This window comes from Mesorhizobium sp. WSM4836 (genome assembly GCF_055811815.1).
The window spans coordinates 12658-38753 of the sequence record NZ_JBVVQF010000038.1 but is presented as its reverse complement, the minus strand read 5'-3'; the positions used below and the strand labels follow the sequence as shown (position 1 = coordinate 38753).

24 protein-coding genes are annotated in these 26096 nt (G+C 60.5%); 11 read left to right on the top strand and 13 right to left on the bottom strand.

Going from position 1 to position 26096, the window contains the following annotated elements; all coding sequences use genetic code 11:
- Window positions 1-310 precede the first annotated feature (310 nt).
- Window positions 311-2893 (bottom strand): caspase family protein, encoded by a 2583-nt coding sequence (locus tag AC0L2P_RS29735; protein WP_473506508.1) that lies wholly within the window; start codon window positions 2891-2893, stop codon window positions 311-313.
- Window positions 2894-3557: 664 nt separating this feature from the next.
- Here AC0L2P_RS29735 and AC0L2P_RS29730 point away from each other — a divergent pair.
- Window positions 3558-4115 (top strand): hypothetical protein, encoded by a 558-nt coding sequence (locus AC0L2P_RS29730; RefSeq protein ID WP_473506506.1) that lies wholly within the window; start codon window positions 3558-3560, stop codon window positions 4113-4115.
- Window positions 4116-4193: 78 nt separating this feature from the next.
- Complete coding sequence (locus tag AC0L2P_RS29725) at window positions 4194-4640, top strand: hypothetical protein (protein ID WP_473506504.1); 447 nt, start codon at window positions 4194-4196, stop codon at window positions 4638-4640.
- A gap of 52 nt (window positions 4641-4692) precedes the next feature.
- Here the strand turns inward: AC0L2P_RS29725 and AC0L2P_RS29720 are convergent, their stop codons facing one another.
- The 7 genes from AC0L2P_RS29720 to AC0L2P_RS29690 all read right to left on the bottom strand — a co-directional run bounded on the left by AC0L2P_RS29720 (window position 4693) and on the right by AC0L2P_RS29690 (window position 13556).
- Window positions 4693-5565 (bottom strand): FAD:protein FMN transferase, encoded by an 873-nt coding sequence (locus AC0L2P_RS29720; RefSeq protein WP_473506502.1) that lies wholly within the window; start codon window positions 5563-5565, stop codon window positions 4693-4695.
- Window positions 5566-5701: 136 nt separating this feature from the next.
- Window positions 5702-6256 carry a nitrous oxide reductase accessory protein NosL gene (locus AC0L2P_RS29715; protein WP_473506500.1) on the bottom strand — a complete coding sequence of 185 codons (555 nt, stop codon included), beginning with the start codon at window positions 6254-6256 and terminating at the stop codon, window positions 5702-5704.
- A 2-nt stretch (window positions 6257-6258) separates the two neighbouring features.
- Entirely contained in the window at window positions 6259-7089 is an 831-nt protein-coding gene (locus tag AC0L2P_RS29710) for an ABC transporter permease (RefSeq protein WP_473506498.1), read from the bottom strand.
- Window positions 7086-8003 (bottom strand): ABC transporter ATP-binding protein, encoded by a 918-nt coding sequence (locus AC0L2P_RS29705; protein ID WP_473506496.1) that lies wholly within the window; start codon window positions 8001-8003, stop codon window positions 7086-7088. Before AC0L2P_RS29705 ends, AC0L2P_RS29710 begins: the two co-directional genes overlap by 4 nt.
- Window positions 8000-9388: a nitrous oxide reductase family maturation protein NosD gene (locus tag AC0L2P_RS29700; RefSeq protein WP_473506494.1), complete on the bottom strand. Its 1389-nt coding sequence runs from the start codon at window positions 9386-9388 to the stop codon at window positions 8000-8002. The genes AC0L2P_RS29705 and AC0L2P_RS29700 overlap by 4 nt, the downstream gene beginning before the upstream one ends.
- A 4-nt stretch (window positions 9389-9392) precedes the next feature.
- Complete coding sequence (nosZ, locus tag AC0L2P_RS29695; protein ID WP_473506492.1) at window positions 9393-11315, bottom strand: TAT-dependent nitrous-oxide reductase; 1923 nt, start codon at window positions 11313-11315, stop codon at window positions 9393-9395.
- A gap of 24 nt (window positions 11316-11339) precedes the next feature.
- Window positions 11340-13556 carry a 4Fe-4S binding protein gene (locus AC0L2P_RS29690; RefSeq protein ID WP_473506516.1) on the bottom strand — a complete coding sequence of 739 codons (2217 nt, stop codon included), beginning with the start codon at window positions 13554-13556 and terminating at the stop codon, window positions 11340-11342.
- Window positions 13557-13830: 274 nt separating this feature from the next.
- Here AC0L2P_RS29690 and AC0L2P_RS29685 point away from each other — a divergent pair, with 274 nt between their 5' ends.
- Window positions 13831-14691, top strand: a complete 861-nt coding sequence (locus AC0L2P_RS29685) for a ferritin-like domain-containing protein (protein ID WP_473506490.1) — start codon at window positions 13831-13833, stop codon at window positions 14689-14691.
- Between the two features lie 25 nt (window positions 14692-14716).
- On the opposite strand, the gene AC0L2P_RS29680 is transcribed toward AC0L2P_RS29685, so the two are convergent.
- Both AC0L2P_RS29680 and AC0L2P_RS29675 read right to left on the bottom strand, forming a co-directional pair.
- Window positions 14717-15919 carry an NnrS family protein gene (locus AC0L2P_RS29680; RefSeq protein WP_473506488.1) on the bottom strand — a complete coding sequence of 401 codons (1203 nt, stop codon included), beginning with the start codon at window positions 15917-15919 and terminating at the stop codon, window positions 14717-14719.
- Between the two features lie 88 nt (window positions 15920-16007).
- Window positions 16008-16451, bottom strand: coding sequence for a pseudoazurin (locus tag AC0L2P_RS29675; protein ID WP_473506514.1), 444 nt, complete (start codon window positions 16449-16451; stop codon window positions 16008-16010).
- Between the two features lie 217 nt (window positions 16452-16668).
- Here AC0L2P_RS29675 and AC0L2P_RS29670 point away from each other — a divergent pair, with 217 nt between their 5' ends.
- Complete coding sequence (locus AC0L2P_RS29670) at window positions 16669-17373, top strand: Crp/Fnr family transcriptional regulator (protein WP_473506486.1); 705 nt, start codon at window positions 16669-16671, stop codon at window positions 17371-17373.
- Here AC0L2P_RS29670 and AC0L2P_RS29665 read toward each other — a convergent pair.
- Window positions 17370-17585: a DUF1858 domain-containing protein gene (locus AC0L2P_RS29665; protein WP_473506484.1), complete on the bottom strand. Its 216-nt coding sequence runs from the start codon at window positions 17583-17585 to the stop codon at window positions 17370-17372. The genes AC0L2P_RS29670 and AC0L2P_RS29665 overlap by 4 nt on opposite strands.
- 388 nt (window positions 17586-17973) lie before the next feature.
- On the opposite strand from AC0L2P_RS29665, the gene AC0L2P_RS29660 reads away from it, so the two are divergent.
- Window positions 17974-18165: an EthD domain-containing protein gene (locus tag AC0L2P_RS29660; RefSeq protein WP_473506482.1), complete on the top strand. Its 192-nt coding sequence runs from the start codon at window positions 17974-17976 to the stop codon at window positions 18163-18165.
- A gap of 508 nt (window positions 18166-18673) precedes the next feature.
- Here AC0L2P_RS29660 and AC0L2P_RS29655 read toward each other — a convergent pair.
- A complete protein-coding gene (locus AC0L2P_RS29655) occupies window positions 18674-19156 on the bottom strand; it encodes an ATP-dependent DNA ligase (RefSeq protein WP_473506480.1) in 483 nt (160 codons plus the stop codon).
- Between the two features lie 212 nt (window positions 19157-19368).
- On the opposite strand from AC0L2P_RS29655, the gene AC0L2P_RS29650 reads away from it, so the two are divergent.
- A complete protein-coding gene (locus AC0L2P_RS29650; RefSeq protein WP_473506478.1) occupies window positions 19369-19557 on the top strand; it encodes a DUF3606 domain-containing protein in 189 nt (62 codons plus the stop codon).
- A 24-nt stretch (window positions 19558-19581) separates the two neighbouring features.
- Window positions 19582-19815, top strand: a complete 234-nt coding sequence (locus AC0L2P_RS29645) for a DUF6894 family protein (protein ID WP_473506476.1) — start codon at window positions 19582-19584, stop codon at window positions 19813-19815.
- Between the two features lie 13 nt (window positions 19816-19828).
- Here AC0L2P_RS29645 and AC0L2P_RS29640 read toward each other — a convergent pair whose 3' ends face one another.
- Window positions 19829-20209, bottom strand: a complete 381-nt coding sequence (locus AC0L2P_RS29640; RefSeq protein WP_473506474.1) for a hypothetical protein — start codon at window positions 20207-20209, stop codon at window positions 19829-19831.
- 718 nt (window positions 20210-20927) lie between these two features.
- Here AC0L2P_RS29640 and AC0L2P_RS29635 point away from each other — a divergent pair.
- The 4 genes from AC0L2P_RS29635 to AC0L2P_RS29620 all read left to right on the top strand — a co-directional run.
- Window positions 20928-21269 (top strand): WGR domain-containing protein, encoded by a 342-nt coding sequence (locus AC0L2P_RS29635; protein ID WP_473506472.1) that lies wholly within the window; start codon window positions 20928-20930, stop codon window positions 21267-21269.
- Complete coding sequence (locus AC0L2P_RS29630; protein ID WP_473506470.1) at window positions 21205-21798, top strand: type II toxin-antitoxin system TacA family antitoxin; 594 nt, start codon at window positions 21205-21207, stop codon at window positions 21796-21798. The genes AC0L2P_RS29635 and AC0L2P_RS29630 overlap by 65 nt, the downstream gene beginning before the upstream one ends.
- Window positions 21795-22322 (top strand): GNAT family N-acetyltransferase, encoded by a 528-nt coding sequence (locus AC0L2P_RS29625; protein ID WP_473506468.1) that lies wholly within the window; start codon window positions 21795-21797, stop codon window positions 22320-22322. Before AC0L2P_RS29630 ends, AC0L2P_RS29625 begins: the two co-directional genes overlap by 4 nt.
- Window positions 22323-24149: 1827 nt before the next feature.
- A partial coding sequence (locus AC0L2P_RS29620) for a DUF5801 repeats-in-toxin domain-containing protein (protein ID WP_473506466.1) occupies window positions 24150-26096 on the top strand: 1947 nt, incomplete at its 3' end.

Here is a 26096-nt window from a genome sequence, read left to right as displayed (position 1 = left end):
CCTCCCCCGCTTCCACCGCCGCTTCCACCGCCGCTTCCGCCACCGCCACGAGAAGGAATGACAGGCGCAGGAGCAGGCTCGTCCTCAACCGGTACAATCACCTTCTTCGCGGTTTTTTGTTTGCGAATGGGCTTGGCGACCTTCGGCGGAGGAACCCTGCGGAGAATCCTCGGCTGGGGCGTTTCGACCAGCGGCGTCGGTTCGAGTTTCGGGACCAGGGAAGTGCAGCCCATGAGGCCTGCCACGAGGCCGGATAGTGCTGTTCCAACTATCGCTTGTCTCAATACTCTGCCCACCACTTCCTCCTTGGTCAAAACAAGTCCCGACGCGGATTGGCTTCTTCCCAGACTCGTCTGGCCGCGTTAACCAGTTGAGTGTCTTGTGAACCGGAGCCTGGAAGCTTCCATTTCAGTTCCTGTCGCAGTTGTCTCAGCGCCGTCGTTTTTGGCTTCGATCCGAACTTTGCCAGCGTCCTCTGGGCGTCCGGCAGTTCCTTGCGCACGTCAAGTGCCGCCGCAAGTGCAAGGAAGCGCACGGCAAGGGCCTGATCGGCCTTGTCGCCCTTTTGCATTTCGAGGGCCGCGCGATCGTAAGCTGCGAACGGATCACCCCGCGCGATCCCAATTTCGAACAATCTTTGCGCTTCTGCGAAGCTCCGTTCCACACCGACACCGTCCCGATACATTCGAGCGAGGCTGCCGGGGGCATAGGGCTGGCCGAGATCGATGGCCTGCTGAAATAGCGCTAGCGCCTTTTTGGGATCCTTATCCACGCCCTGCCCGGACAAGTAATTGCGCCCGAGCAGGTTCATGGAATACATGTCCTGCCGCTGGACACCCGCTTGCAGGAAGGCAACAGCGCGGGCCGGATCAGCGGCTACGCCGTTGCGGCCCTCGGTGAAGATCGCGGCCAGATCGTTCATCGCATAGGTGTGCCCCATCGCTGCCGCCTTGAGCAGCAGGTCCAAGCCCTTGTCGGTGTCGGGCTTGACGCCATAGCCATTGAACAAGGCGCGACCCCACGACGTCATCCCATAGGGATCGCCCTTGTCGGCGGCCGCCGCGTAGAGGGCATTGGCCTGGGTGCGGTCCAGGGCTATCCCGGTTCCGGTCGCATACATGTAGCCGAGTTCGAACACCGCGCGTACATGTCCCTTCCTGGCCGCCTCCTCGATGGCTGTTTTGGCTTCGTCGACCTTGCCTGCTGCCAGTAACGCCCGCCCAAGTTCATAGCGGAAGCGCGGGACTTCGGGATAAGTCTTTACCGCGGCCTCGCAAAGCTCCACCGCGCTTGCGCCAATTTCATTCGGCAGTAGGCCCGGGGTGACGCCTTGCAGATCGAGAGGTTCGCCGGCAGCCGTGTCGCACGGATCGATCGTCGGTGACAGTTTCATCGTGGCCGGCTTGGATGAGCTGCTGTCCGCCCGGATTTCGAAGCCGACCTCGACCTTGGCTTCCTCGCCGATCTGCGGTTCATAGCGCAGTCGGTCGACCTCTCCGGCCATCAGGCTCGACTGCGGGGACAGAGTTCGATCGGGCAGCGAGAGCGTTCCCGTTGCCGGATAACTCGATACTTTTAGGCTGACGGCGGGATCATCGGTCGGGAAGTCCAGATCCAGCGCAACTGGACCCACGCCCACGGGAACGTCGATATCGCGATTTTCGATCGCTTCGGCCGCACCGGTGATATGAATGCCACGCTCCAGCACCTGCTGCTTCTGCTCGGCCTCGAGCGAGGCTATGATCTGTTCGCCTTGCGCACCTTCGCCGCTCTTGACCCTGAACACAACGATGCCTTGGGTTTGGCCGCCCCAGTTGTCATGCGTCGCATAGGCCAGCATGTCGACCTCTTCCTGCGGGGCGACTCCCTTGGGAACATCCATCTGCAGGCGCGGCAGATCCTTGCCCTCGATCGGCACGCCCAACCCGACAGGCTTGCCGTCCAGCATCAAACGCCCCAAAACGGGCGGTCTTTCGATGCTCAGGGTAATCGTGCCACCGTCCACATCGACCGGTTCCGGCAGGCCCAAGTCGACTGGTCCGACTCCTGACAGTACGACCTTCTCCAGCACCGGCGGCAACGAGGGTCGATTGCTGCGTCGCATCAGGACGACTTCGTCGATCAGCGATGAGTTCTCCCAGGGAACCTGGAGGCCGTTTGTGGCCTCCACCACATCGCGGCGCACCGCCGCCATCACGGTGCGGATCTCCTGGTTCGGGGCCAGCGCGCGACGGGAAAACGCCGCCGAAAACGGGCTAAGTTCGCCCGCGCCGTCATAAGCCGCCGCCCCGGGTTCGGTGGCGAAAGCAATCAGGGTGTTCAGCGAGCTTCTCACCTGTGCGAGCCCGGTATTGCCGGCAGTGATGAGTTGGTCTCTCAGCCAGTAATTCTTGCGCGGGAAAGGATTGTTGCGGCAGGCATCGAGTATGATGACCTGAATCTTTGATTTCGAACGCAGCTGTTCCAGCACATCGTTGAGCTTGATGGCCTGGACCTCGATGTCCGCCGCCTGCTTCAAGGAGGCATCGACCGGGATCAGAAAATTTTCGCCACCGATCTGGAATCCGTGGCCGGAGTAGTAGACGACGGCCAGCTCGGCGCCGTCGGCGGCGGCAAGATAGTTGCGGAACTGCTCCTCGAATTGCAGCTTCGTCAGATCGCTTGCGACGAAGACCTCGAACCCTGCCAGTCGAAACGTTTTGGACACGTCTTCGGCATCCTTGGCCGGGTTCTTGAGTGCAGGGAATTGTCGGTAATCGGAGTTGCCGATAACAAAGGCCACCCTTCGGTCGGCGCACGCTTCAAAGGTCGTGAAGCTCGCGAGGAGGAAGGCTGCGATGATTCCGCAAAGTCGGAGCATGGCAAATCCCTTGAACGCTATTGCCTCGCCCACAAGAACTCGGCATGTGGTAGCAAGGTCCGTCAGAGAGCATGCAATCTGCCGAGACAAGAAGAGAGAAAAGCCGTCGCGACAGCGGGCATATTCCTCATTTGATCGAATGCTAAATTACATCAGGCGCCGAGTGTCTGCAACTCTGTCGCACGTCCACGCGTGCTCGTTAGAGCCCTGGTCGCTCTGCTCGGTCGGCCACGCACTACGTGCCAACCAGTCCAGCCACTGCGACGGATCGGGGTCGCATCGAGGTAGTGCTACTGCTCCAATGCGCTTAAGCGTCGCCGGTATGCCGGCCTTTGGGTGCCGAGCAGTCGTTGCCACCCCTTCCGCGGCATCCCATTTCTGCGCCCGCAGCCGCGCACTGGCCCTCTAAACGGAATCGGTCGAGGGGGTATGGGGCCGAGCTCCTACATCTTCGAAAAGAAGCGAGCCTCTTTGCCTTCTTGAAAGCTGCCGGCGCTACAGTTCATTTTTTTTTGAGCCGGATGCGCCTGTCCGGCTTGAAGGGTGGGCCGATGTGATAACGGTTCACGGCGCTACAGAGCTTGACCGTGACCGCGCCAAGACACACCTCTCGATCTGCGGAAGATCGGCAGCGCTAGGCCGCGAAGCCGATCTGTCCTGGCATGGCTCGGCCGGAAGCGGAAGAGACAGGGCCTTCATGGTTCAGCGCTCCACGATGGCGATGCGACGGTTGTACCAATTGGCCGCGCTCGACTGGCTCAGGTTGAGGGCGAGAGATGATGAATACGCCCTCGATCGAATGGCTGGACTTGCTGATGATGGTGTTCATGAAGGTAAGGAAGTCCGGATAGCCGACCGCGATCGCCAGCGGGTGCCCGCAGGCTGGCGGCGCCAGGCAGAAAGTCCGAAAAGCTTACGGGAATCTAAGGCAAATTGGACGCCGCAGCGGACAATGAGGTTCACGGAAATCCGGGCGAACATCCGGATGGGAACGGTCAACATCGTCGGCGGACGAGCGTCTGAAAAGGGCTGTCGGCGGTTCCGTCGTGGGAACGAAAATTCTGATTTTGGTTATCTATCCGCCCCATCCATCATTGACGCCACCGTTCAGATCTGGTTCGCCGCTTGTATTCGCAGACGGACGAGGTTTGAGTCCAAACCGTCGCCGGCGGCGATCATTCCGTACAAGCATGGATATCATGCGCAGCGTTGCCTAGTGCCTGTGCTGAAAGATGATACAAATCGTGGTAAGTAAGTAAAATATGTCCAGCTTGGCAGCAGTCAGGTGACGTTACCTACCAGGAGGCGCAGTTCGGCTGAAAAGGAGCTTGAGGTGAAAGCAGTGTGGTTTTGGCTCTCGTTCGTCGCCACCGGCGTTCTCGCATCGGCCTATCTCGCTGTTCCCGTTGCAGCGCAGGAACAGCGCGGTGCTGCGACTATCGTTGCGGCTATGCGCGGCACGTCACCTCCGGCGAACTGGCGACGTCGAAACGGTTATCGCCTGATGGTGGAGGACCGGGTGTCGGGAGCCATCATGGAGCGCCTGATGTGTGATTTCGAAGCCGATGCCTCGGCGATCTGCTCGCAATTCAGCTTCGATCCGGCTCGACTGCTCGGCACCACAGGACGCCTTCAGGCCCTTGCAGCGGACGGCGTGCTGGACATGACGGAAGGCTTCATCCGGATGAGGACTGACCTTTCGTTTCTCATCCGTGCCACTGCTTCCGCCTTCGATGCCTACCTGGAACAGTCGCCGCGGTCCCACAGCAAAGCCGCCTGAATGATCAGCTAAGGCTGTTTATCTGAGTAATCCCTGCACCCCTGGGGATATTTCAAGACTCGATGTGCCTCAATCCGGCACTCTGCGACAGAACATAGCTCTCCAGGCCGTCGACCTGCCGGATGGCACAGGCAATCGCCTCCACATCCATCAAGTTGAAGGCGGTCGACAGTGCGTCCGCCATCGTGGCCCCACGCGCGACGACGCTCAGGCTCGCATAGCGTTGGGGGGTGGATCCGGTTCGCGGGTCAATAATATGGGTAAACCAACCATTCCCATCGAAACGAAAGCCGGCGGGGCTTGAAGTGGCGACGGCGCGGTCCATCACCCGCAACACCTTTAGAATCGAGTCCGGTTTGGAAGGGTCAGCGATGCCAATGCGCCAGGGCCGGTCCTCAGGTGCCGATCCGATCGCACGGCTCTCGCCCATGTCGACGAGCGCGTGCTCAACACCGCCGGCACGTAGCAGATCGACCACCTTGTCGGTAACATAACCTTGCGCGACACCGTTGAACGTCAGCGCCGACCCGGCTGCCGGCAATTCGATGCGGTCTTCGGAATAGGCCAACCTGTCGAAGCCAACCCTGTCGAGTGCCCGCTGTATCAGGCCGCGCGACGGCCCCGTCGCGGCGGCTCCCGGATCAGCAAAATGGCGCTGGTAGGCCATCCACAACGGCTGGACCGTGGGGTCAAAGGCGCCCCCGGTGAGACGCCAGGCATCGTTGCAATGTCGCAGGATTTCGACGAGTTCCTTCGCTGGCGAGACCAGGAAGCCCTGGCGGTTCAGCCTCGCAAGGTCCGAATCCTCACGATAGAGGCTAAATATGTTTTCGAGGCGACGAACTTCGGCCGCAACCTGGTCAACAAGCCTCAGGGCCTGTGCCCGGTCGGGGTGATTAACGACAAGCATCGCCTGGGCGCCCATCGCAACTCCGCGCCAGGTTACAGCGGATGACGCGGCGGGAGCTTGGCGACCAAGAAGAGGAAGCAGTGCCATCCCCGCGGCGGCTGCCGTTATGCCTATCATCCGGCGGCGAGATATTGCTGACATCGTAGCTCCCTCAATTGGTGTTGGCGGCATCAAGAGCTTGTTTGTCCAAGTCGCTATTCGAAGCCGTCCCGGAATCCTGTCCCAGGACATAGTCGCGAGGGAGATCGGCAAAGTTCAGGATCCGTCCCCCATGTTCACTGGCAAAGGCTCGGGCAGAGTCGCTCGAAGAGAAGGGCACCGTTTCCGCCGCGCCCATGCCGCCTTTTTTGTCGCTGCCGATGACGAAAAAGGCATCCTTTGCATTCACCCAGTTGTTGGTGCCCGGTTTCTCCCACTCGGGAGCCTTGGTCATGTCGGATACATAGATTGCCCGAATGTCCTTGGGCTCCTCAGGCAGCATGGTGAAGGCGATCGTATCGCGGGCCGAAGAGAACCAGATTGGCTCGTCATAATTGGCAAGAATGACCTGCCCTTTGGGCCCGGGATGCTCGAGGATGTTCATACCGCAATAACGGCCCATCGCATCTTCGGTCATGGCGAACGGCGCCGGCATCTCCTCTGGGCTGCGCTGACAGGCGCTGAGCGCGACAAGGCTCCCCGCAAGAAGGATCATTCGCAAGCGCATCGTTACAGCTCCCTGTTTGAAAATATCAAGGCGGCAGCCGCCATCGGCGCCACCGTCCACGCAACAAGTGCGGCCAAGAGCGAGAAGGAGCCGAGCGCTGCACTCTGGACGGCGCCCGACATGCCGGATGCCGTGCTGATTTCGGCCGTGCCCATCAGGTTGAGCAGGCGGTAGGCATCAGTAGGGTTGAGAAGAAGCAGTGTATCCAGCACACCGGCGGTAACGAACCGCCCCTGATCGGCTACCAGCAATCCGAGCAACGCCATGTCGTAGATCAGCACGAACAGGAGCCAGATGCCGATGGCAGCTCCGCTGGCGGTTCCATGGTCGCGCGCGAGGGCACTGACCAGATAGCCGATGGCCACGAAGACGGCTCCAAGCAGCATCGATGTTGCAGTCATTGTCGCAAAGGCGAGCCAACTGTCACCGCCGATCGACTTCCCGGTCGCCACCAGTGCCATCGCCGCCACACCGTAGCCGACCACGGTCGCAAATCCCAAAATCGCCAGATGGCCGAGAAATTTGCCGAGAAGCACTTGCCAGCGCTTGAGGGGATAGCTCAGCAGCAACGTCATCGTGCCGCGCTCGATCTCGCCGACGATTGCATCGTGGGAGATCAGAAGTGCGATGAGCGGAACGATGAATATGGTGAGACTGGCCAGGCTGACCACGACCACGTCGAGTGCGCCCGCCCCAACATTGCCGGTCGGTGCGCTGCCAAGGAAGGTCAAGGTCAGCGCGAGCGCCGCCAACAGTGCGGTCGCTGCGATTACCCAGCGGTTGCGCAGCCCTTCGCGAATTTCTTTGACGGCCAGAAGCGCGATCGTGTTCATGCCGATGATCTCTTGCTGAGGAAATGGGCGTAAAGCTCATCCAGGCCGGGCGGCACCATGTCGACGTCGTCGAATGGCGCTTCGTCACCTGCTGCTCGGCGAAGGAACGCGACCTTGCTCTGCGGGGATGCATCCAGTTCGATGGTATGGCCGTTCACCTGCCGGAGATCCGGCGAGTTCCCCATCCAGTCCTTGATACGCTGGACACTCCCATCGGCAACCCTCAAGCGGATAATCGTCGGCAGGCGTGCGATCTGCCGCAGCTCTTCGAGCGACCCGTCCGCTATTTTCCTGCCCTGGTTCAAAATGATGACGCGCGAGGCGTTCCCTTCGAGCTCGTTGAGGGCGTGTGATGACAAAAGGATCGTCGCCCCCTCATCCCGCATTTCGCGCACGATGCGGTAGAATTGCTGACGCAGTTCCGGATCGAGGCCGGTGGTGGGCTCGTCCAGCAGGAGGACCCTGGGCTTTCCAATCAGCGCTTGCGCCAATCCCAGCCGCTGCCGCATGCCTTTCGAATAGGTGCCGATGCGGCGGTCCGCGGCATGTGCCAAGCCGACACGATCGAGCAGCCCGTCCACACAACGGGGGCCTTCGCTCTTCAATCCGACGTAGAATCGGAGCATTTCCCGACCCGTCAGAACCGGATTGAACGAGACGGTTTCAGGCAGGTAGCCAAGGCGCCTGCGAACGGCAGAATCGCCGGAAGACGGATCCTGCCCCAGCACGGCGACCGAACCGGTCGAGGGGCGGCTCAGTCCAAGCATCAGCTTGATCAGGGTCGTCTTGCCTGCCCCGTTGTGTCCAACAAGAGCGACGATCTCCCCTTCGCCCACTTCGAAGGAAACATCGTCGAGGGCCTTGACCCTGCCGAAGTGCTTGGCGACCGAATTCAATTGAACATTCAAGCTCACCTGATTTCCACTCCTTTGGTTTCGACGGGCCTCATCAGCGGACGGGTGTCGACGACGCCGCCCGGAAAGACCGCAGGAAATCTGGTCTGCGCCCAGCGGATCACCTGCACGGCAGGGCTGTTGACGAGAACCTTCGCGGCCGGCGCTGTCCAAAGAACCCTGTCGACCACGTCGTTCGGCCGGTAGGAATTGTCGCCAATGCCGTCCCCATCCAGATCGAAGGCCGGATTGTCGCTCCAGTAGTTACCCCGTCCGCCGCCCGACCAGTCGAGGTAGCGCGTGCCGACATACTTCACCTGGTTGCGATTGCGGATGAAGGCATTGCCGGCCATCTCGTTGCCTTCCGAACCGGCTGTGAAATGCACGCCGATCTGGCAACCCTCGAAGCGATTGCCGAGAAACCGGTTCTTGTTGGCATTGTAGATGAAGACGCATTTTTCGGGTCCCAGGCGGTTGGTGGCCGCCGTCGCAGGCAGCACCGCGTTTGCGTCGCCTGCAGGAAGGCCGTCAGGAGCGGCAAAACGCTGTCCGTTGCTCGTCCATCTTCCGATGGGCTGCATCCGGCCGCGGACCACGTTGCCGCTTATTTCGGAGCCATTGGCATAGTTGAACAGCAGCCCGTTGTCGCGGTCGCCATCGGACAGGTTGTCTGTAACCCGCAGCCTGCTGGAATACATGATGGCATAGCCGACCACGTTGCCGACCGATACATTGCCGCTGATCACGCTGTCATTCGTGTACATGTAATGGATAGCAAAGCGCACATCGTGAAAGGTGTTCGCGCTGAATTCATTGTGTTTGCTGGCGGCCGCAAAGATGCCGTCACGACCGAAGCTGATCTGGTTGCCGACAACCTTGGCGCCGGGCGCGTTCCAGACGGATACGCCATTGCCCGACTGGTTCGTCCGACCTCGGTGCATTCCTTCTATGCGGTTGCCCCTTGCGACGGCGCCCGCGGCGCCGTGGAGATAGATGCCGTAGAGATTACCGAGGATTGTGTTTCCCTCGACGAGCGCGCCCTCGGCTGTCTCTTTGACAAATACGCCGGCGTCCATCGTATCCAGGTTGGATCCTGAACCAACGATCTTTAGCCCGCGCACGACAGCGTTCGCCGCCTCGACGGTGATCACGCTTCCCTGACCGTCGCCCTTGACGACTGCGCCCGTCTCGCCTTGCAGCGTCAGCCGCTTGGTGATCGATACCGGACCCTGGTGCGCGCCGGCCTTTAGCAACAGCAGGTCTCCGGGAGCGGCGGCATCGACGATGGTTTGCAGGTGCGCCTCGTCAGCCGGCACGGCGATTTCCGCCGCCCCGGCGCAGAAGCTGGGAATGGCGGCAAGAAGCGCCGCCATTACCAAACTCGCGATGGTCGCCAGCCGAGCCATGCCGTCACGCAGCCTGCGGCTCGACGAACATGCGGCCCTGCATCTCCATGTGCATGGCATGACAGAACCAGGAGCAGTAGTACCAGTAGACGCCTGCCCGGTTGGCCGTGAACGTCACTGAGGCTGTCGCCTGGGACGCAACCTCCATATTGATGCCGTAATTGACGATGGCAAAGCCATGGGTGAGGTCTTCCACCTCATCGATGTTGGTGACGTAGACTGTGACCTCGTCGCCTTGCTTGACGGTGAAGCTCTCCAGCCCGAACGCCGGTGCGGCCGACGTCATGTAGACGCGAACCTTGTTGCCGTCGCGGATGACTTCGCTATCAGCCATCAGGTCGATCCCGTCGGCAGCTGCCTGCTTGACTGCGTCCGCGAAGAACGGGTCTGCCCGATCCCATGCACTGACTGGATTTATTTTCGACCTGTGGACCAGGGTCGCGTCATGCGGCTCGGCAAAGCTCGGACCGTCATGGACGAGCGCCATGGTGTCACCGGAAATGTCGATGAGCTGATCGTTCTCCGGTTTCAGCGGCCCGACATTTAGGAATCGGTCCTTGGAGAACTTGTTGAGCGAGACAAGCCATTTGCCGTCGGCCTCCCTCGTCTGCCCCATCGAGGAGTGATTGTGGCCGGGCTGGTAGTGGACGTCGAGCTTCTGACGGATCGGGTCGACGGATTCGCCGCCGAAGGAACGCTTGGCGTCGTCGATGTTCCATTTGCAGATCTGGCTGTCGATGAACAGAGTTGTGTAGGCATTGCCCCGACCATCGAAAGCCGTGTGCAACGGTCCGAGGCCAAGCTCGGGTTCGGCCACGACTGTATCGCGGGGCTGGATCTTGTCGTCGAAGAGGTCGTCGAACTTGCGCACGTCGAAAACCGTGCACGTAGGCGACAGCTTGCCATTGGCCACGACATGGATGCCGTCCGGCGCGGTATTGATGCCGTGCGGGCTGTTCGGAACCGGAACGTAGCGCGTATAAGGTGAGCCGTGGCGTCCGTCGATGACCGGCACCCCGCCAATTTCCTTGAAGTCACCCTTGGCGACCGCTTGCTCGATGCGCTTGAGATTGAAGATGACGACCCAGTCCTGCTCCTTCGCCATCGTCTCAGCGAGATTGACGCCTTCTTCCGAATTATAGCAGGTGGCGTAGCAATATTTGCCCTGATAGTCGGCATCCACATTGTCCAGGTTGCCGTCCACCATCACCTGCCAGGCGACCTTCATTGTGTCCCCGTCAACGGCGGTGAAGATGGCGTGGTACTTTGCCTTGTCGTCGAGGACCTTGCCGTCGTTCGGAATTGGCACTCTGTCTTCGCCATTGCAGAATACGTAGCCTGTCTTCGGATATTTCTGGACGCGCAGGCCATGCACGGTGTGCTGGTTCGGCAGCTGGATGATCTTGTCGCACTTCATCACGTCGAGGCGGATGCGGGCCACGCGCGTGTTGGCCTTGTCATTCGCGAACAGATAGCGGCCGTCATATGTGCCGTCGGTGAACGAAAGGTGCGGGTGATGAAGATCGCCGTTGAGATAGATGCCGCCCTGGTCCTTCAGGAACTCCTTCGTTTCCGGCAGCAGTCCTTCCGTCAGCACCTTGCGGCTTTCATTGGTCAGGCCCCATCCGGTCGCGCTGCAGCGGTTGAAGACAGGAATCCGCATCAGCTCGCGCATCGACGGTGCGCCGACAATACGGACCTCCCCGCTCTGGCCAGAGGAGAAAAACACGTAGTATTCGTCGAGCTCGCCTGGCAAGACCTCGAACTTTTGCTCTCCCGATGCAGCAGTCTGCGCCGCCGCCGGTGACACCATGCCTGCGCCCAATGTCAGCGTGCCGCCAAGGCCCGACGCACCGGCGGCCGCCACGATTGCCGACGTGCCCAGCAGCTGACGCCTGCTCAGGGTTCTCTTATGGTCTTCCGACATATTCCGTCTCCTTCTGGTTCAGTCTCAGGTCGTTGAACTGGGGACCGGGCTGCTTTGCTCGATTGGCTTGCCTTTGAAGGCGATCACCGGCTTTGCCGGCCCCTTGCCCCGGCTCGACGGTGACGAGAGCGCCTCGAACTTCTCGCGCTTCAGGCGCACCTGGATCATGTGCGGGCAGCGTTGGTCGTCGTGGTAGAGTTCCTGGCAATGCATGCAGTATATGCATTCATTGACGTTGATCTGGCCCTCAGGATGGATGGCCTGCACGGGGCATTCCTTTGCGCATCGCTGGCAGGGCGAGCCGCATTCGGGGTAGCGCTTCAGCCACTCGAACATGCGGATGCGCCCTGGTATGGCGAGCGCGGCCCCGAGGGGGCAGAGATAGCGGCAGTAGAAGCGCTCGATGAACAGGCCAGCTGCGAGAATTGCCAGCGCGAAGATCACGAACGGCCATTCGCGGACGAACTTCAGGATGATCGCGGTTTTGAAAGGCTCGACCTCCGAGTATGTCTCGGCCAGCGCCACCGAATAGAGCGAAAGCCCGAAAAGACCGAGGAAGATGACGTACTTGATCGGCCACAGCCGCTCGTGGAGGCCAAAGGGCAGCTTGATCTGGGGCACCCTCAACAACTGCGCCAGGTTGTTGGTCAGTTCCTGGAGTGCTCCGAAAGGGCACAGCCAGCCGCAAAACGGACCGCGGCCCCAGAAAAGCAGCCCCGTCGCCACCGCGGCCCAAAGCAGGAAGATGATCGGTGCCGAAAGGAAGAATTCCCAGCTGAAGCCGCTGATCAACGAGTTGAAAAACGTCAGCACATTGACGACCGAGAGCTGCGCATTGGCATACCATCCCAGCCAGACCAGCGTGAAAAGCAGATAGGCGCGCCGTACCCATCCAAACAGGCGCGGCCGCCGAACCAGCCAGTTCTGGAAGAAGAAGATGGCGGTAAGGACTAGGAGCGCGAGCACGGTTATGGCGACCGATACCGTGTCCAACCTCCAGATCTTCATCCAGAGCGGTTCCTGGTCCGGGAAAGTTTCGGCCGGCTCTGCAGCGGGTGCCAGTGCCGCCCGTTCGGAGCCCGACTTAACGGCCTCCTGCGTTGCTGGCGGCTCGACCGTCAGGTAGCGGTCCGGCAGCGCGTAGCCTAAATTGAACGGAAGGATAGCCTTGTCACGCGCGCCAAAGCTGCGCTGGACGAGCAACTGCAGTTCCCAAGGCTGTGACAGGTCAAGCGAGAATTCGTCCGGTACGGTAAGCAGCGCGATTTCGCGCAGGCTTGGTGCGCCTTTGGCCGCCAGATCGCCGAGTCTGATGTGATTTCGGTCGCGGAACCGGACGCCCTGGCCGTCCTGCAGGAGCTCGATCCGGTCAAAAATCCCGCCCCGTACGTAGCCTGATCCTTTGAAGGAATAGGCGCCATCGCCGGCCACGACGATCGCCTGCTGCCCAGGTTTGAGCTTCTTTTGCAGGCGCTCGTAACCGGCATCTCCAAGGAGGCTGCGGCCGATGGTCGGCACGCTGACCGGTGCCACATACAATTCGACGAAGCGATCGCCCGGACTGGGTGTCTCGGGCCTGGCGGCTGCTTCTGGATGGCCGGCTTGAGCGAAAGCGTCAGAGACCTCACCAACGGTGAGACGGAGGCTGCGGACAGAGCCGTCCCCAAGGAGTGAACTCCAGTCGCGAATTTCGGACTTGGACAGATCCGGTTGCTTTGCCAGGGCCTGGACGGCAGGTGCGACAGCTGAGCTGGTTGCGGCAAGACGATTGCTTCGGATTAGCTTGACGGCGGAGCGCACGACACTGTCGCTCATCACCAGGACTGTCACGGTGGCGCCGCTGACAATATCAACCTGCGGCAGTTGTTCGGCTCCGGCAGCCACGCGGCTGAGATCCTTGCCGATCAACGAATTGAGCGCCGCGACAACCTTTGCCTGCGGTATGCCTATGAGGACGATCGGTTCCTTGTGCTCGACCAGCTTGATCCCGCGGATAATCCCCGCACCATCAATGCCGACAAGGATCCTGATCGGTTTTCCCGAATATCCGACCGCGTTGGAAAAGTCGGTGTTGAGGTAGGCATATCCGATCTTTCGGCTTCCCGAGTAGATAGGCGCCAGCGGCGGGATGCCCTCCAACTCCCCGTATCGATCCCCATCCTGGATGAGCTCACCGGGCCTGGTGCCAGCCAGGTAGTCATCAAGGCTTCCCGCCGCATGGGTGGGAGCGGACCAGACAATGAGGAGCGCCAGGATTGCGATTGTCCAAGCGGCAAGACGGCGCGCGCTGCTGCCAAAGGTTCGCAGAGGAAACGTCGGCGCATAACGTATGGAGATGCTCCCCGGCATTGGCTTCCTTCTTCTCGTGGTCAAGCGACCAGACGCTGGGTGGTTTCGTTTGCCAGCGCCCCTTGGCGCGTATGTCGGGGGTTTTTGACGAGAGTTCTTTGACGCAGCGCAAACAACTTCGAGGCAGTTAGCCTATTGATAAAGAAACTGGCATCGGAGGAGAGTCATGTCCCGTTTGCAAGCAGAGCCGGCCGCGCCGGTGCGCTCGATGGCGGAACTTCTGGCCATCGCATACGCGATGGAGACAGAATCTGCGGAACGGTACGCGGAATTGGCAAAGCGAATGCGGGGTCACGGTCAGGCGGAATTGGCCGCGGTCTTCGATCGCCTGGTCGCGGAGGAAACGGGCCATATCGAAAACGTTCTCCGCTGGTCCCGACGATCCAGCGGCAATGACCCGGATGTGAGGCACCTCCGATGGATGCCGAAAGGTGTTTTCGACGACGAGAATGCAGCCGTGGTCTCGCCCGAACTCGTGGATGCCTACCATTCGTTCGCGATGGCAGTGAGAAATGAAGAGCGCGCTTTTGCCTTCTGGTCTTATGTCGCTGCAAACTCTCTTTCAGCCGAAGTCCGATCCGCCGCCGAGCAGATGGCGCGGGAAGAGCTGGAACATGCCCGTGTTCTGCGAATCGAACGCCGGCGTGCATTCTTTTCCGATCGCGACGCAAGAGCAGGATCTGCCAGTTCTCGGGATTTTGCAGCCACGGAAGAACAGATCGCGATTCGCCTGAAGGCCTTTGCCGCGTTTCGAGGAGAACGGGATAAGGCCATACTGAGCGACCTGGCAGCAGAGGCACGAGCTCTGGCGCAACAACTCACCACCTCTCCGCTTGGAACGAACAGACGGGTGAGCGCGAGACCGCCCGAATCCTTGGATTCGCTGTGCGAATTCCTGGCCGAATCCTATATCCATGCCGGAGACAGCCTTCCCCTGCAGGCCGACCGCGACCGCGCCCAAGCTCTTGCAACGACCGCCATCAAGCGCGTGGCCACTTTAAGGTATATCAAGGAACAGCCGATATAGTCTTGGCACGAACCGGGGATCCGCATCACGAGGCCCCGTGCGGCTGCCGCGACCGCAGTCGTGGTTGAACAAGCATCGCGCCAAACAGAGCCGCGTAGCCGAGGAACGCCGCCACCCACAAGGTCGCCGATATGTGCAGAAGCAATGCTTGCCCGGGCACGAAGGCGGCGCTGATGCGCAGGACGGCCGCAAGGACGATCGCGACAAAGACCAGGCATGTGCCAGCCGTCGCCCGTAGTTCGCGGCCTGTATGCCCGAGCGTGGCTCGCGTCATGACGGCGAGCGTCATGCATGCCACTGCCCCCACGCTGAAGGCGTGAATGCCCGCCGCCGATGGGACTATCTCCGGAACGATTGCGGCAAGTCCGGCAAGCAGAAGACCGATCGGCACAAAGACGAACGCGACGTGCAGCATCAGCACCAGCGGATCGCGCAGCGTGCGCTCACCAGCCCAGCGCGCAAACCGGGTAGCGTTGAGAACCGCCCCGGCAATCAGCATCACGCCCGTTGCGCTGCTTTCAGGAAAGAAGGCCCAGGCCGCCAATGCGGTTGCCGACCATACGATCGTTACCAGGTCCAAATGGCTGAAGGGTGCGGGCAGGCGTCCGGGATTTTCGCGAACCAGCCAGTTGCGGGTGAAGCTTGGAATGATGCGCCCGCCGATGACCATGATGAGAACGACCGCGGCGCCGAGGCCGAGCCTGCGGCTGATATCCGAAAAGCCTTGGTAGGCCGCTTCGGTATGAAACAGCACATTGGCCGCCAGAAGCACAGCCACCGGCAGCAGCACCTTGAGGTTGCGCCAGTTTCGGCCGGCGATAATTTCGGTCGCGGCGGCGCCCGCTACCGCCAGCAGGAAGGCGCAGTCGACTGTGCCAGCAAAGAGCCAGCCGGTCCGGGCCGAAAAGAATACGGCAACCCTTCCCGCAAGCCATAACAGGACGAGGGCCAGCAGGGGGCGGCCCTGCACAGGCAGGCGTCCAGTCCAATTCGGAATGGCGGTCAGCAGGAAACCCGTCACGACCGCTGCAAGATAGCCAAACAGCATCTCGTGGACATGCCAGTCCACAGGCTGGAAGGCACTGGACGTTGCGAGGTGACCATAAAACAACGGCAGCCAGAACAGGATAGACGCTCCAGCGTAAAGTGAGCCAAGAAGGAAGAACGGCCGGAAGCCGTAAGAAAGAATTGCCGGATAAGTGCCAGGCCGTGTGCGTGGAATTGCCATAACATGCTTTTAGGGAAGGAAGCTGCGGGAGGACTGACGTCCGCCCGCAAGGTTCCGGTTGATCTTTCTGTGCGAAATTTGCTCAGCTTCAATTGCCGGCGGGGACTTCAGCCAGCAAGGCCTCGAACACTTTCTTCGCTTTGCCTGACTGCTTGACCGCGCTTGCCTCTTCGAGATTGACCGGCTTGCCGACTACGATCAGCGCCACCATGCCCATCCCGTAGTGAGGGGTGCACTTCACGCCATAGACACCCTCTTTGTCGAGCGTAACGGTGATTTGCTCGCTCGGCTTGCCCTTGAATGTCTTCGCACCGTCCGGGATCATGCCCTTTATGCTTTCGGCGTTGTGGGTTTTGTCGGTCGGCACGAATGTGACGGTGTCTCCCGGCGCTGCCTGGACGAAGTCGGGCTGGAAGACCATCACGCCTTTCTCGCCCTTGTTGAGCATCTGGACCTGGTAATCGGCAGCGTGTGCCGCTCCGGTCAACACCGATGCCGCCAGGGCGGCGGCGAATGCGATTGGGTATTTCATGATCTTGCCTTTTCGTTCAGAGATTGTCGACGGCATCTGCCGCTGGGCCTGTTCTAGCCGATCCAGCCATCCCGACTTTGTTCCAGCGCAAACAACATCGGAATCGAGTAAATGAGCCAGCGCCTGCCGCGCGCATCGTCGGCCGCCCATCACAATTTGTATGGCCGGCACGGATTGCTGTAATAGTGGCCGTCAAGTACCAGAAAGGGAATTGAAGTTGAGCCGCCTCGATCGCTCGCTGATTGCCGGGCTGCCTGCCCTCCAGGGCATGGCTGCAACGGATCTCGATTACACAATCGGACAAGCCCGCTCGTTGCGGATCGCCAAGGACCAGCCGGTGTTCGAGCAGGAACAGGAAGCGCATTCCTTTTTCTTGCTGCTCGACGGACACATCCGCGTCGTGAAGACAACGCCCGATGGCCACGAGGTTACGGTGCGATACATTAGCCCCGGCGAACTGATGGGCATTGCCCACGCAATAGGCCGCACCACCTACCCAGCCAGCGCAATCGCTGCTGTCGATTGTGTGGTGCTGGCGTGGCCAAGCCATCTGTGGGCAAAATTTGCCGAGGCTTTCCCGGATTTTGGCGCCAACACCTATAAGACGGTTGGAAGTCGATTGCAGGACGCTCACACGCGCGTCATCGAACTGTCCACCCAGCAGGTTGATCAGCGGGTTGCCCACGCCCTGATCAAGCTGGTCAACCAATCGGGCAAGAAGACCGAGGAAGGGATCCGGATCGACTTCCCGATCTCACGCCAGGACATCGCCGAAATGACGGGAACGACGCTTCACACCGTCAGCCGGCTGCTTTCGGCGTGGGAGGATAAGGGGCTGGTCAAGAGCGGACGCGAGAAGGTGACCGTGCTCGATCCGCACCGGCTGCTCCTATTGGCCGAAGGGCGCGTTGCGAAAAGTTAATCCTCGTTGGTCTTCTCGATGGCCTCCCGCAGATCGCGATGAAGCCGTTCCTCGTTCAACCCGTGCTCCCGGGCAGCCTCTGCAATGGTGTGGAATGGAGCTATCGGGCAGCCCACGCAAAGCATGCCGTTCTTTAGCATGACACGGATCGTCGCCGGCCAACCGCGCATGATGGCATCCATCGTTACATCGTCGCTGAATAGGGTTTCCATGGCTATTTGTCCGCGCAGGGTAAGTGGACATCTTACAGATGTTGTTCGATCCGATCGTTGCGCTGGGACAAAGAGAAAGCGGGCTTTAACTGCGCATTGTTCGCCAACTACTGGTGAGGCGACCATCTGGATCGTCTCTGGCGGCGGCCGAACACGGGGGCGCTGTCAACATTGGCGCCTTCGGGTCACAGGCTTCCTCGAGGACGGGTTTAACGTGGATCCTCGCCTTGGTTGAAAGCGATCGCAAGTCCGAAGCTGTGCACGATGCGCAACGCTCGAAGCACGAACAGGGCTGCGGCGTCGGGCGGGTAAACGCGCTTCACTGTGGTTTCGAAACAGCGTCAGCCGCGCCTGAAATGCGTCTCGCCAAGGCCTGGCGCCCGGTCCCGTGAGGCCAGCCCCCTTTGATGGCGTCGCCGAAGCCTGGTTTCCTGATATGGCCGCGGTCGGCCGGGTCATGGGATCGGACGGTTGGGAGAACGTCGCGATGAAGGACGATCCGAACTTCCTCGACATTTCCAAAACGCTGGTGATGTTTTCGGAGGAGAAGGTCGACTTCATGTGCCCGTCGCCCGGTTAACAGGCCCTAAGTCTCACGTGCCCGCGCAATGGTCCTGTGCCAGGCGGCGTAGGGAACAGCACTAGCTCAATGTTGTTGGTAGCGTCACCTCCGGCAGGAGATATCGGCGCAAGAACGTGCCCTTCACGCGCCGGTAGGGCCCGCCCGCCATTGCTGGATTTGGCAGGGCGGACCCTTAGTTCTTCGGCGGGCTTTTTCCTGAATCTCCCCAGAAATCTTGCAGCGAAGCGTGGCGAAGATCTTCCTCGCCCCTGAGATGCTTGATGCGGACCTTGATGCCCGACTTCACCCATTGCGTCGCCGGCCGCCTTGGCATGTCCTTCGGGGGTGGGCCGGCATGCTCCTGGACTCGCTCCCAAAGCCACTCGCGCATTTCTCTATTGATGCTGACGAAGGCGCTACCGACATACTTTCGCGTGCCGGGCTCGTCCATCAGGGCGAAGGCCGGCTTGCCTCTCGCGCTCGACGCCGAGCAGTTCGAATTCGCGGACGGTATGGCATTTGGTCTTTACCAGTTGGTGGTCGGGCCGCTGACGTACCTGCTGCCGAGCCGCTTAGATACCATGCCCTCGAGTCCGGCCTGATCGACCAGGTGATAGATGGCGTTTGCCTCGCCTGGCAGTGCCTGGCTGAACTGGATGCGGATGTCGGGCGGAATGATCCCCGACAGCATGTCACGGCGCTCCTCCACGGCCATGTCGCGCACGTCATGGCCGTTGAGGTGCAGCAGGTCGAAAGCGACGAAATAGAGGTCGTGCTGGCGCCGCGTGATCGCCTTGCGCAGCTCGGCGAAGTCGGACAGGCCCTTGTCGTTGAGCACGATGATTTCGCCGTCCAGGATGGCGTTCTCGACATCCAGCGTTTTGGCGGTTGCGGCGAGGTCGCGATATTTCGACGTCCAGTCGAGGCCGCGGCGGGTGAAGATCCGCGCGCGTCCGGCGTCGACAATGATCTGCGAGCGATAGCCATCGAACTTGACTCGTGAGTCCATGCCTCACCCTGGGGCGGCTTGGCGACCAAGGTAGGCATCATCGGCGGAATGAATTCAAGGCGGCCGCCGCCGGTACTTAAATTTTACGCACCCCGTGAATACTAGGTACAAAGCTTATAGTAGCCAGAGTGAACGGGACGTGATTCCGCTGGGCTGCGGCAACGAAAGTTGGTCGTCGGCGTTGCTGTTGCTCCAACGCCAAGGAGGACCAGATGGCTGACGATAGGAGCAAGCGGGATTTCCGAGACCGCAACCGCGTATCCGCGGACCAAGACTATGAGGTGGAACATTTCGCCAAGCAAAACGGCCTGACGGCCGACCAGGTTCGTCAGTTGATCAAGACCTACGGCAACGATCGCGCCCGCCTGACAGAAGCTGCAAAATCGCTTCGTCTCACGTAGTCCCCGAACCAATGCACCACGCAAATGCCGCGATATTACTTCGACTTCGCGGATGCCAATGACGTATATCCGGATGATCAAGGTTCCGATCTTCCTGACTTGGAAGCTGCCAGGATCGAGGCAGCTAAGGCTTTGGCCGCGATCGTGAAAGACAAGGCAGACGGTTCTGACCGCGATTTTGCGATGATCGTTCGCACCGAGACGGGCGAGGTTTTGCTGCGCGCCAGGATCAAATTCGAAATTGAGATGGCGCACTAGAGGTGAGCGGGCGTCATAAGAAATACCCACGAGCGAGCGCGTACCCGACCAATCCCAACATTGAGAGCACATAAAGAACCAGGAGCAACGGGACCGTGACCGTGGGTGATTGGTGGTCGACGGAGGCTTCAGCTTCGTCCTGTTCCTTAAACAGATTGTGATCCAGCCTGGCCTTCGTGACCACCGTGTCGTCCCGCCCATTTTTGCCGTCGGTACCTCTCGAAATCCTTGTCGCGATATCCGCTCGAATCACTGGATCCTCGGGCAGATCGCTCGGAAGCCATTCAGGAAGATCATCGCCGTCGTTCTTGTCCATGGCGCCAACAATGTTTTCCGCCTTACTTATGTTCCAGATTTCTAATGTACAAATTTTGACAAGGGTTTCGCTCGCCATGTCGATGTCGAAACCGAACTCACACAGAAGCCCGCGTCTCCGGAGGGAACGGAGACGCGGGCCGCAACCGATTTTCACCGATCCTGCAGCTATAAGGAGTGAACTTGCTGCAAGCACCGAACCTTTGACTCGGCTCGGTGCTCCCCGAGTGCAAAAAAGCCGCCGAACATGGGGCACGGAACATGGAGCACGGCGGGGCTCGATCAAGCGCTGATGCACCCTGCGGGGCGACCGTGATTATGAGGTGAAGAACACCATCACGCCCGAGCAGGTCCGCGATGGGCCATGAACCGCTCGAAATGGATGCCGAAACAGAAAGCCCGCCGACAGATGCCAGCGGGCTGTATGTCGAGAGCATTCCGCTCTTGGGCTAGCAACCCTCGGTCGTCGTTTTCATCTGACCCGGAGCTGCCGACTTCGCATCGGTGTCCTGCTGGCCAGGAGCCGCTTGTTTGGCGCTGCCTGTCTGTTGGCCCGGTGCGCAGTCCTTTGCTGAATTGGGGTTGGTGGCGTTCGTGGTGGTCGAGTCGGTGCCCTGAGTGTTGGGCATCGTGCCTTGGGGTCGAAGACGATCCGCTCGTGCTGCTGTTGCCCGATGACTGGGCAAAGGCAAGGCCGGTTGACAGGGCCATCATTGATGCGATTAGAAGTGATTTCATCATCATCTCCTTCAGGAAGCTGCGACGTCCCTTCGTTTTTATAACCGTCACTTCACTGGGTGTTCCGCGATTACGGAAAAAGCCCAAGGGCAATCATCAACGCGGTGAATCGCTCAGGTCCTAACGAAATCGTTCTGCAGCGGCGCGATTGCACCTGCAATGTCGCCAGGTTCTACGTACTCACAATCGAGCCGTCGCTGTTCGGTGATGCTGCGCTTGTTCGCGCCTGGGGGCGGATCGGCTCATTAGGCCGACAGCGTCTTGATCTTTATGGGTCGGCCGGTGAAGCCGGCGAGGCGCTCGAGGCTTGGCTGGCACGCAAGATCCGACGCGGTTATGCCCATCGGTCGACACGGCCACCTCGACGATGCCGTAGCCGCCGTCCCACGCGATGCCTTTGATGTCCACCGGCTGACCGGCGTTGACTTCGGCGCGGCGTTCGCCGCGAAGTGGGGTGTCCTGGTAAGCGCCAGCGACTTGGTTGTCTTTCCCGCTGTCATCAGTCGAGACGTTCAGGATAAAAGGCCGCCGGCGCGTCTTAGTCGCCTTTCATGCTGTTCGCTATGCTTGTACGCATTCAATGCGCATTGTATTGCAAACTTGGACCATCAGCTGTATCTAAGCCTCGTAGACAGAACCGAGATCGAGCCTATGGCCCGTGCAGCCCTTGACGATACCGATCGGATGAACATCCGGGTGAAGCCGGAAGTGAAGGCGCGCTTGTTGCGGGCCGCCGCACTTCGCCATACCGATCTCACCAGCTTCGTGACCCAATCAGCCTTGCGTGAGGCGGACTCCGTCCTTGCCGAAGCCGATGAAGTCAAAGTTTCGGAACGTGATTTCAGCCGCATCCTCGCACTCCTGGACAACCCGCCCAAGCCGAACGTCAAGCTGCGCGCCGCGGCGGCGGGACTGCCGAAGATCTTGTGAGTCTGCCGCCCTGGCACGAAGAGGCGATCACCAGATCGCACAACCGCAAGCGCTTCGATTGCGGCGATGTCCGGATGAACGAGTTCCTGCAACGGTTTGCGCGTCAGGGGCATGAGCAGAACGCCGTGAAGACATTCTGTGCGGTTGCCGACGATGCGCCGGACAGGGTTTTCGGCTTCTACAGCCTGGCGCCAGCTTCGGTCGAACACGAGTCAGTTCCTGCCGCGATGACGAAGGGCCTGGCTCGCCACAATGTGCCGGGATTTCTGCTGCCGCGTCTGGCGGTGGACAAATCGGTGGCGGGCCGGGGGCTTGGTGGCCAACTTCTGCTCGCGGCCGCGCTGCGTTGCATCCGTGTCACGGGCGAGGTTGGCGGCGTGCTGATGATCATCGACGCCAAGAACGAGCGGGCCGCGCGATGGTATGTCAGTTATGGAGCAGAGGCACTCAGGGATCGTCCGCTGACGCTCGCCGCCCCGCTGGCGACCTTTGCCGCGACCCTCAGGGCAAGCGGGCACCTGTGACGAGCGCACGCCGGCCGACAGCCGCGCGGCCGAAATCGTGTCATCCGGCCCGTGCTGTGGGGCCGCTTCGGAGCGCTGCGGGGCGGGATTCTTGGGCGTCTGCTCGACTAAAATGGCCATTTTCGGGTCGAGCGCCAGCTGGTCTCAACCATAGTACAGTTCCTCGCCTCCTTAGACCGATAGCGTGCTGCTCTGGCCGCGGCTCTTCGGCGGGTCGATCCAGAAGAGATGGGACGCGGCTGGAATCTTTACTGAGCGCACATTCGGGATTGTAGCAATCAATCTTCAGCGTGCACCCAAGCGACACCTGTCGTAGCGTGAGGCCGTCACCAATGTAGGGCAGACCACCTGCTCCTGCGCATGGCGGCGAGCGGATGTCTCATCTGGTCCAGCGTACCCAATGTCGAGATCGAAACTACTGCCCGATCGCATTGCGCAGAACACGTCCTGATCGCCTGCCTTTCGCCGGGCCCCAATTCCTTGAGCCAGGTCGCGGCGCGATGCGTGGACACAAACCACGTCATCGTATGCAGCCCCAGTTCAGACGCCCTTTGCATCAGCAATGACACAGTCTTCGAGATGAAACATGGGAATGGCGAAGGCAAGGCCCCGTGCATTCATTAACTCTTTGTTAACGATTACCTTGCCGCGGCCTTCGGCAGGTGCTCTAATGTCTAGACGTGTGGGATAGCGGGGGCGCCATCTACACGATGGAGGGGAAACCCATGCGGTGGATTTCAACCGCGGCCGTCATCACAATGGCCGCAACAGTCCTGTCCGGTTGAGAGACATGGGCTTAGCCGAAAACTTGTCCGATGTAACACTCGCGTTCGAGTGTCCGAATTGCTCTTATCCGACGGTAAGAAAGGGCTCTGCGCTAAAGACGATCGCGCACATCAGATGCGAGAGGTGCAACGCCAAGGTCCGGATCACTTATCCGCAAAAGCTAGCGATTTTCGAAAAGCACAAGTTACTGGCCGCCAAAGGCGCATTGCAGCCGGCTGGCAAGTGAGGCGCGAACCGCGTTTAGCGGTCAGCAATTGAGGACGGCTTGTCACCTTTGGGTCAGGCGCAAGCCGATCTTGCCACGGCGGCAGCACTAGCACCCGGCAATGCCTATTATGCGATTTGGGCGGTTCTGGCGGAGCAGCGCAGTAGCGGCGTCAGCCATTTGCGTGAGGCTGCCAGCAAGTTGGCATTGGGGTCCGCGCGGGCTCTTGCCTGGCGAGCGGAAGGAAAGCCCTAATGATGACCAGCGCGTCTGGGTCGCGCTCGTTTTTACGACAATCATTGTACGGGCGGCGGGCGTTGTGGACGAATGCTCTCGTCGTGACAGCGATACAGCGGACGTGCGGTCGCGATATTGGATCGGACCAACGCATGGCTTGCTATCAGCCCTTTCAGCAAGGCGAACTCAGACTCGGAGTCTTTCTTTCTTATCTAGATCGATGGGTGTATTGAGTTATCAATAACATTAGAGTTTGCTTATATCCTGGACTTTTAAGCTTGGGTGGACGGGACGCTGGGCGGACCATTGTGAGGGGGCGGCTGTGAGTTTGCGATTTTTGCCGTTGGGGGGCTCTTCTGCCGAGCATTGGGCCCTAGCGCTTAGGACGCGACCACCGCGGAATGCCTGAAGGGGCAAGGAGCGAGAGGCAGCAGCGGCGGCGGCCCCACACCCACTACCCCCAAAATCCGGACAACAGTTTCTTTTGCAAACAGACACGTTTCGCTGGCGCGGGGCGTTTGGATGCAACCGTTGGCGTCCTGCACATGGCGCCGACGACATAGGCCCGATTTTTCAATCACGCGATAGGGAGAATTGCAATGGCGATCAGCTTTATTCTCAATGACGAAGCGGTCAACGATCAGACCACTGGGCTACAAATCGGAGACAGCGGCGACGGCTTCCCTGACACCGATGTAGTGTACTCATCGCTGCCGCTTGCGTTCCGGACCTATCTCGAGACGACTCTCGGGCTGACCGACCACACGTTCCCGGACAGCATCGGCGTCGCGACCAAAACGAACTCGGTCACTGTCAACGCCACCCTCGGCTCCCAGCTCACCGGCACTACGTTCACCGATAGCAGCGGCGGCGCCCTCGACGGCGACGACAGCGGGCTCAATACCGTCGGCGGCAAGGATATCCTGCTCTACGCTGGTGCAAACGACACCGTGATCGGCAGATATGACAGCGATGGCGACGGCATTGTCGATGCGATTGCCTTCGTCATCTTCAAGCAGGACGTGATCAATGCCGGCGCCACCAGCGACCAGGTTACCTTCCACATCGTCACCTACGTGCCGATCTTCCATGGCGACACCGCCGACCCAGATGACGCTGTCGATCTCGGCACCACCCTCAGGCTCGCAGCGACCGAGTCGCTCAACTTCAGCTTCACCGGGGCGCCCTCCGGCAGCAACCTGTTCATGACTTTTGGCGATCCGACCTCCACCCAGATCGTGGTGATCGGGAAGGACCCGCTCAATCAATCGCAGGGCGGAAACATCACGACCAAGGACGTGCTTAATATCAGCCAGGCCGGCAGCACCACCTCGTTTGGCGTCAACGGCAATGCGATCAACCCCGACGAGGGCGCGTACATCACCTACGTCACGGGCACGAACACAAGCTTCCTCGTGCCCAATCTGGACCAGAACGAGGCCGATGTCGAAGCCAACATCGCCTTCACGAACGTCGTCAATGCGAGCAGCGCGTCTTTCACCGTCAACCAGACCAATCCGGGCGTCGGACCCGTTACCGTCAAGATCTCGGCCTTCAACACCGCCGCGGAGCCGGGGACGGGTTTCGTCGACGGGCTCACGAATGACACGCACGTCAACATCACGTCGGGCTCGGTCGTCAACGTCGTCGTCACGTCAGGCAATACGCAATTTACTCCGGTCGCCACGGTCAACGCCGACGGCACATTGACGATCACCGGCCTGAGCACCGGCGACCAGGTGCGGTGGACCACAAGTGGAACCCACGACCGCGTCCTGATCGAAAACATCAGCAACGCGGATGGCATTTCCGGCAACGACAACAACACTTTCGACATCGGCGGCTTCAGCATCGATAGAGCCGGCTCTGCCTCGACGTCGGTCGGTCAGCAGATCGTGATCGAGGACGACGGGCCGACGGCGGGGATAGTGCAGGGCGCGCCGACGGTGGCGCATGACGAGACCGCGGGGATCCAGGCCGATGCGGACGACACCACCGCGGCAGGGGTGGTAGCGCTGTTCGCCGGCGTTGCCAATGTCAGCACCGATCTGAGCCAAACCGGGTACGCACAGGATGCAAGCGCTGTGGTGAGCTCGACCGGAAGCTCGTTTGGCGCCGACCAGGAGGGCGGGACGACGGCCTTCTCGCTGGCGGTATCCGCCGCAGGCGTGGATTCCGGCCTCGACACGACCGACGGCACCAGCATCTTCCTGTTCAAGGAAGGCAATCTGGTGGTCGGCCGCATCGGTGGGGCCGCTGGCGCGGCGGCCTTTGCAGTCGCCATCAACAGCACCAGCGGCGTCGTCAGCGTGGCGCAGTATGCTTCGATCCATCATCCGACCCCGGGCGCCAGTCACGACGAGTCGGTAAGCATCACCGACAGCGCACTGCTGGCAGTGGTGACCGTCACCGACGGCGACGGCGACACCGCAACCAACTCGACCGGCATCGGCGATGCCGTCCAGTTCCAGGACGACGGGCCGACGGCGGGGATAGTGCAGGGCGCGCCGACGGTGGCGCATGACGAGACCGCGGGGATCCAGGCC

What these genes read in the sequence shown, in the direction of transcription:
- AC0L2P_RS29730 (WP_473506506.1), top strand. Translation starts at nt 3,558, where the DNA reads ATGGTTCAGCGCTCCACGATGGCGATGCGACGGTTGTACCAATTGGCC.
- AC0L2P_RS29720 (WP_473506502.1), bottom strand. Translation starts at nt 5,565, where the DNA reads ATGGGCGCCCAGGCGATGCTTGTCGTTAATCACCCCGACCGGGCACAG.
- AC0L2P_RS29715 (WP_473506500.1), bottom strand. Translation starts at nt 6,256, where the DNA reads ATGCGCTTGCGAATGATCCTTCTTGCGGGGAGCCTTGTCGCGCTCAGC.
- AC0L2P_RS29710 (WP_473506498.1), bottom strand. Translation starts at nt 7,089, where the DNA reads ATGAACACGATCGCGCTTCTGGCCGTCAAAGAAATTCGCGAAGGGCTG.
- AC0L2P_RS29700 (WP_473506494.1), bottom strand. Translation starts at nt 9,388, where the DNA reads ATGGCTCGGCTGGCGACCATCGCGAGTTTGGTAATGGCGGCGCTTCTT.
- nosZ (WP_473506492.1), bottom strand. Translation starts at nt 11,315, where the DNA reads ATGTCGGAAGACCATAAGAGAACCCTGAGCAGGCGTCAGCTGCTGGGC.
- AC0L2P_RS29685 (WP_473506490.1), top strand. Translation starts at nt 13,831, where the DNA reads ATGTCCCGTTTGCAAGCAGAGCCGGCCGCGCCGGTGCGCTCGATGGCG.
- AC0L2P_RS29680 (WP_473506488.1), bottom strand. Translation starts at nt 15,919, where the DNA reads ATGGCAATTCCACGCACACGGCCTGGCACTTATCCGGCAATTCTTTCT.
- AC0L2P_RS29675 (WP_473506514.1), bottom strand. Translation starts at nt 16,451, where the DNA reads ATGAAATACCCAATCGCATTCGCCGCCGCCCTGGCGGCATCGGTGTTG.
- AC0L2P_RS29665 (WP_473506484.1), bottom strand. Translation starts at nt 17,585, where the DNA reads ATGGAAACCCTATTCAGCGACGATGTAACGATGGATGCCATCATGCGC.
- AC0L2P_RS29655 (WP_473506480.1), bottom strand. Translation starts at nt 19,156, where the DNA reads ATGGACTCACGAGTCAAGTTCGATGGCTATCGCTCGCAGATCATTGTC.
- AC0L2P_RS29650 (WP_473506478.1), top strand. Translation starts at nt 19,369, where the DNA reads ATGGCTGACGATAGGAGCAAGCGGGATTTCCGAGACCGCAACCGCGTA.
- AC0L2P_RS29645 (WP_473506476.1), top strand. Translation starts at nt 19,582, where the DNA reads ATGCCGCGATATTACTTCGACTTCGCGGATGCCAATGACGTATATCCG.
- AC0L2P_RS29640 (WP_473506474.1), bottom strand. Translation starts at nt 20,209, where the DNA reads ATGGCGAGCGAAACCCTTGTCAAAATTTGTACATTAGAAATCTGGAAC.
- AC0L2P_RS29630 (WP_473506470.1), top strand. Translation starts at nt 21,205, where the DNA reads ATGCCCATCGGTCGACACGGCCACCTCGACGATGCCGTAGCCGCCGTC.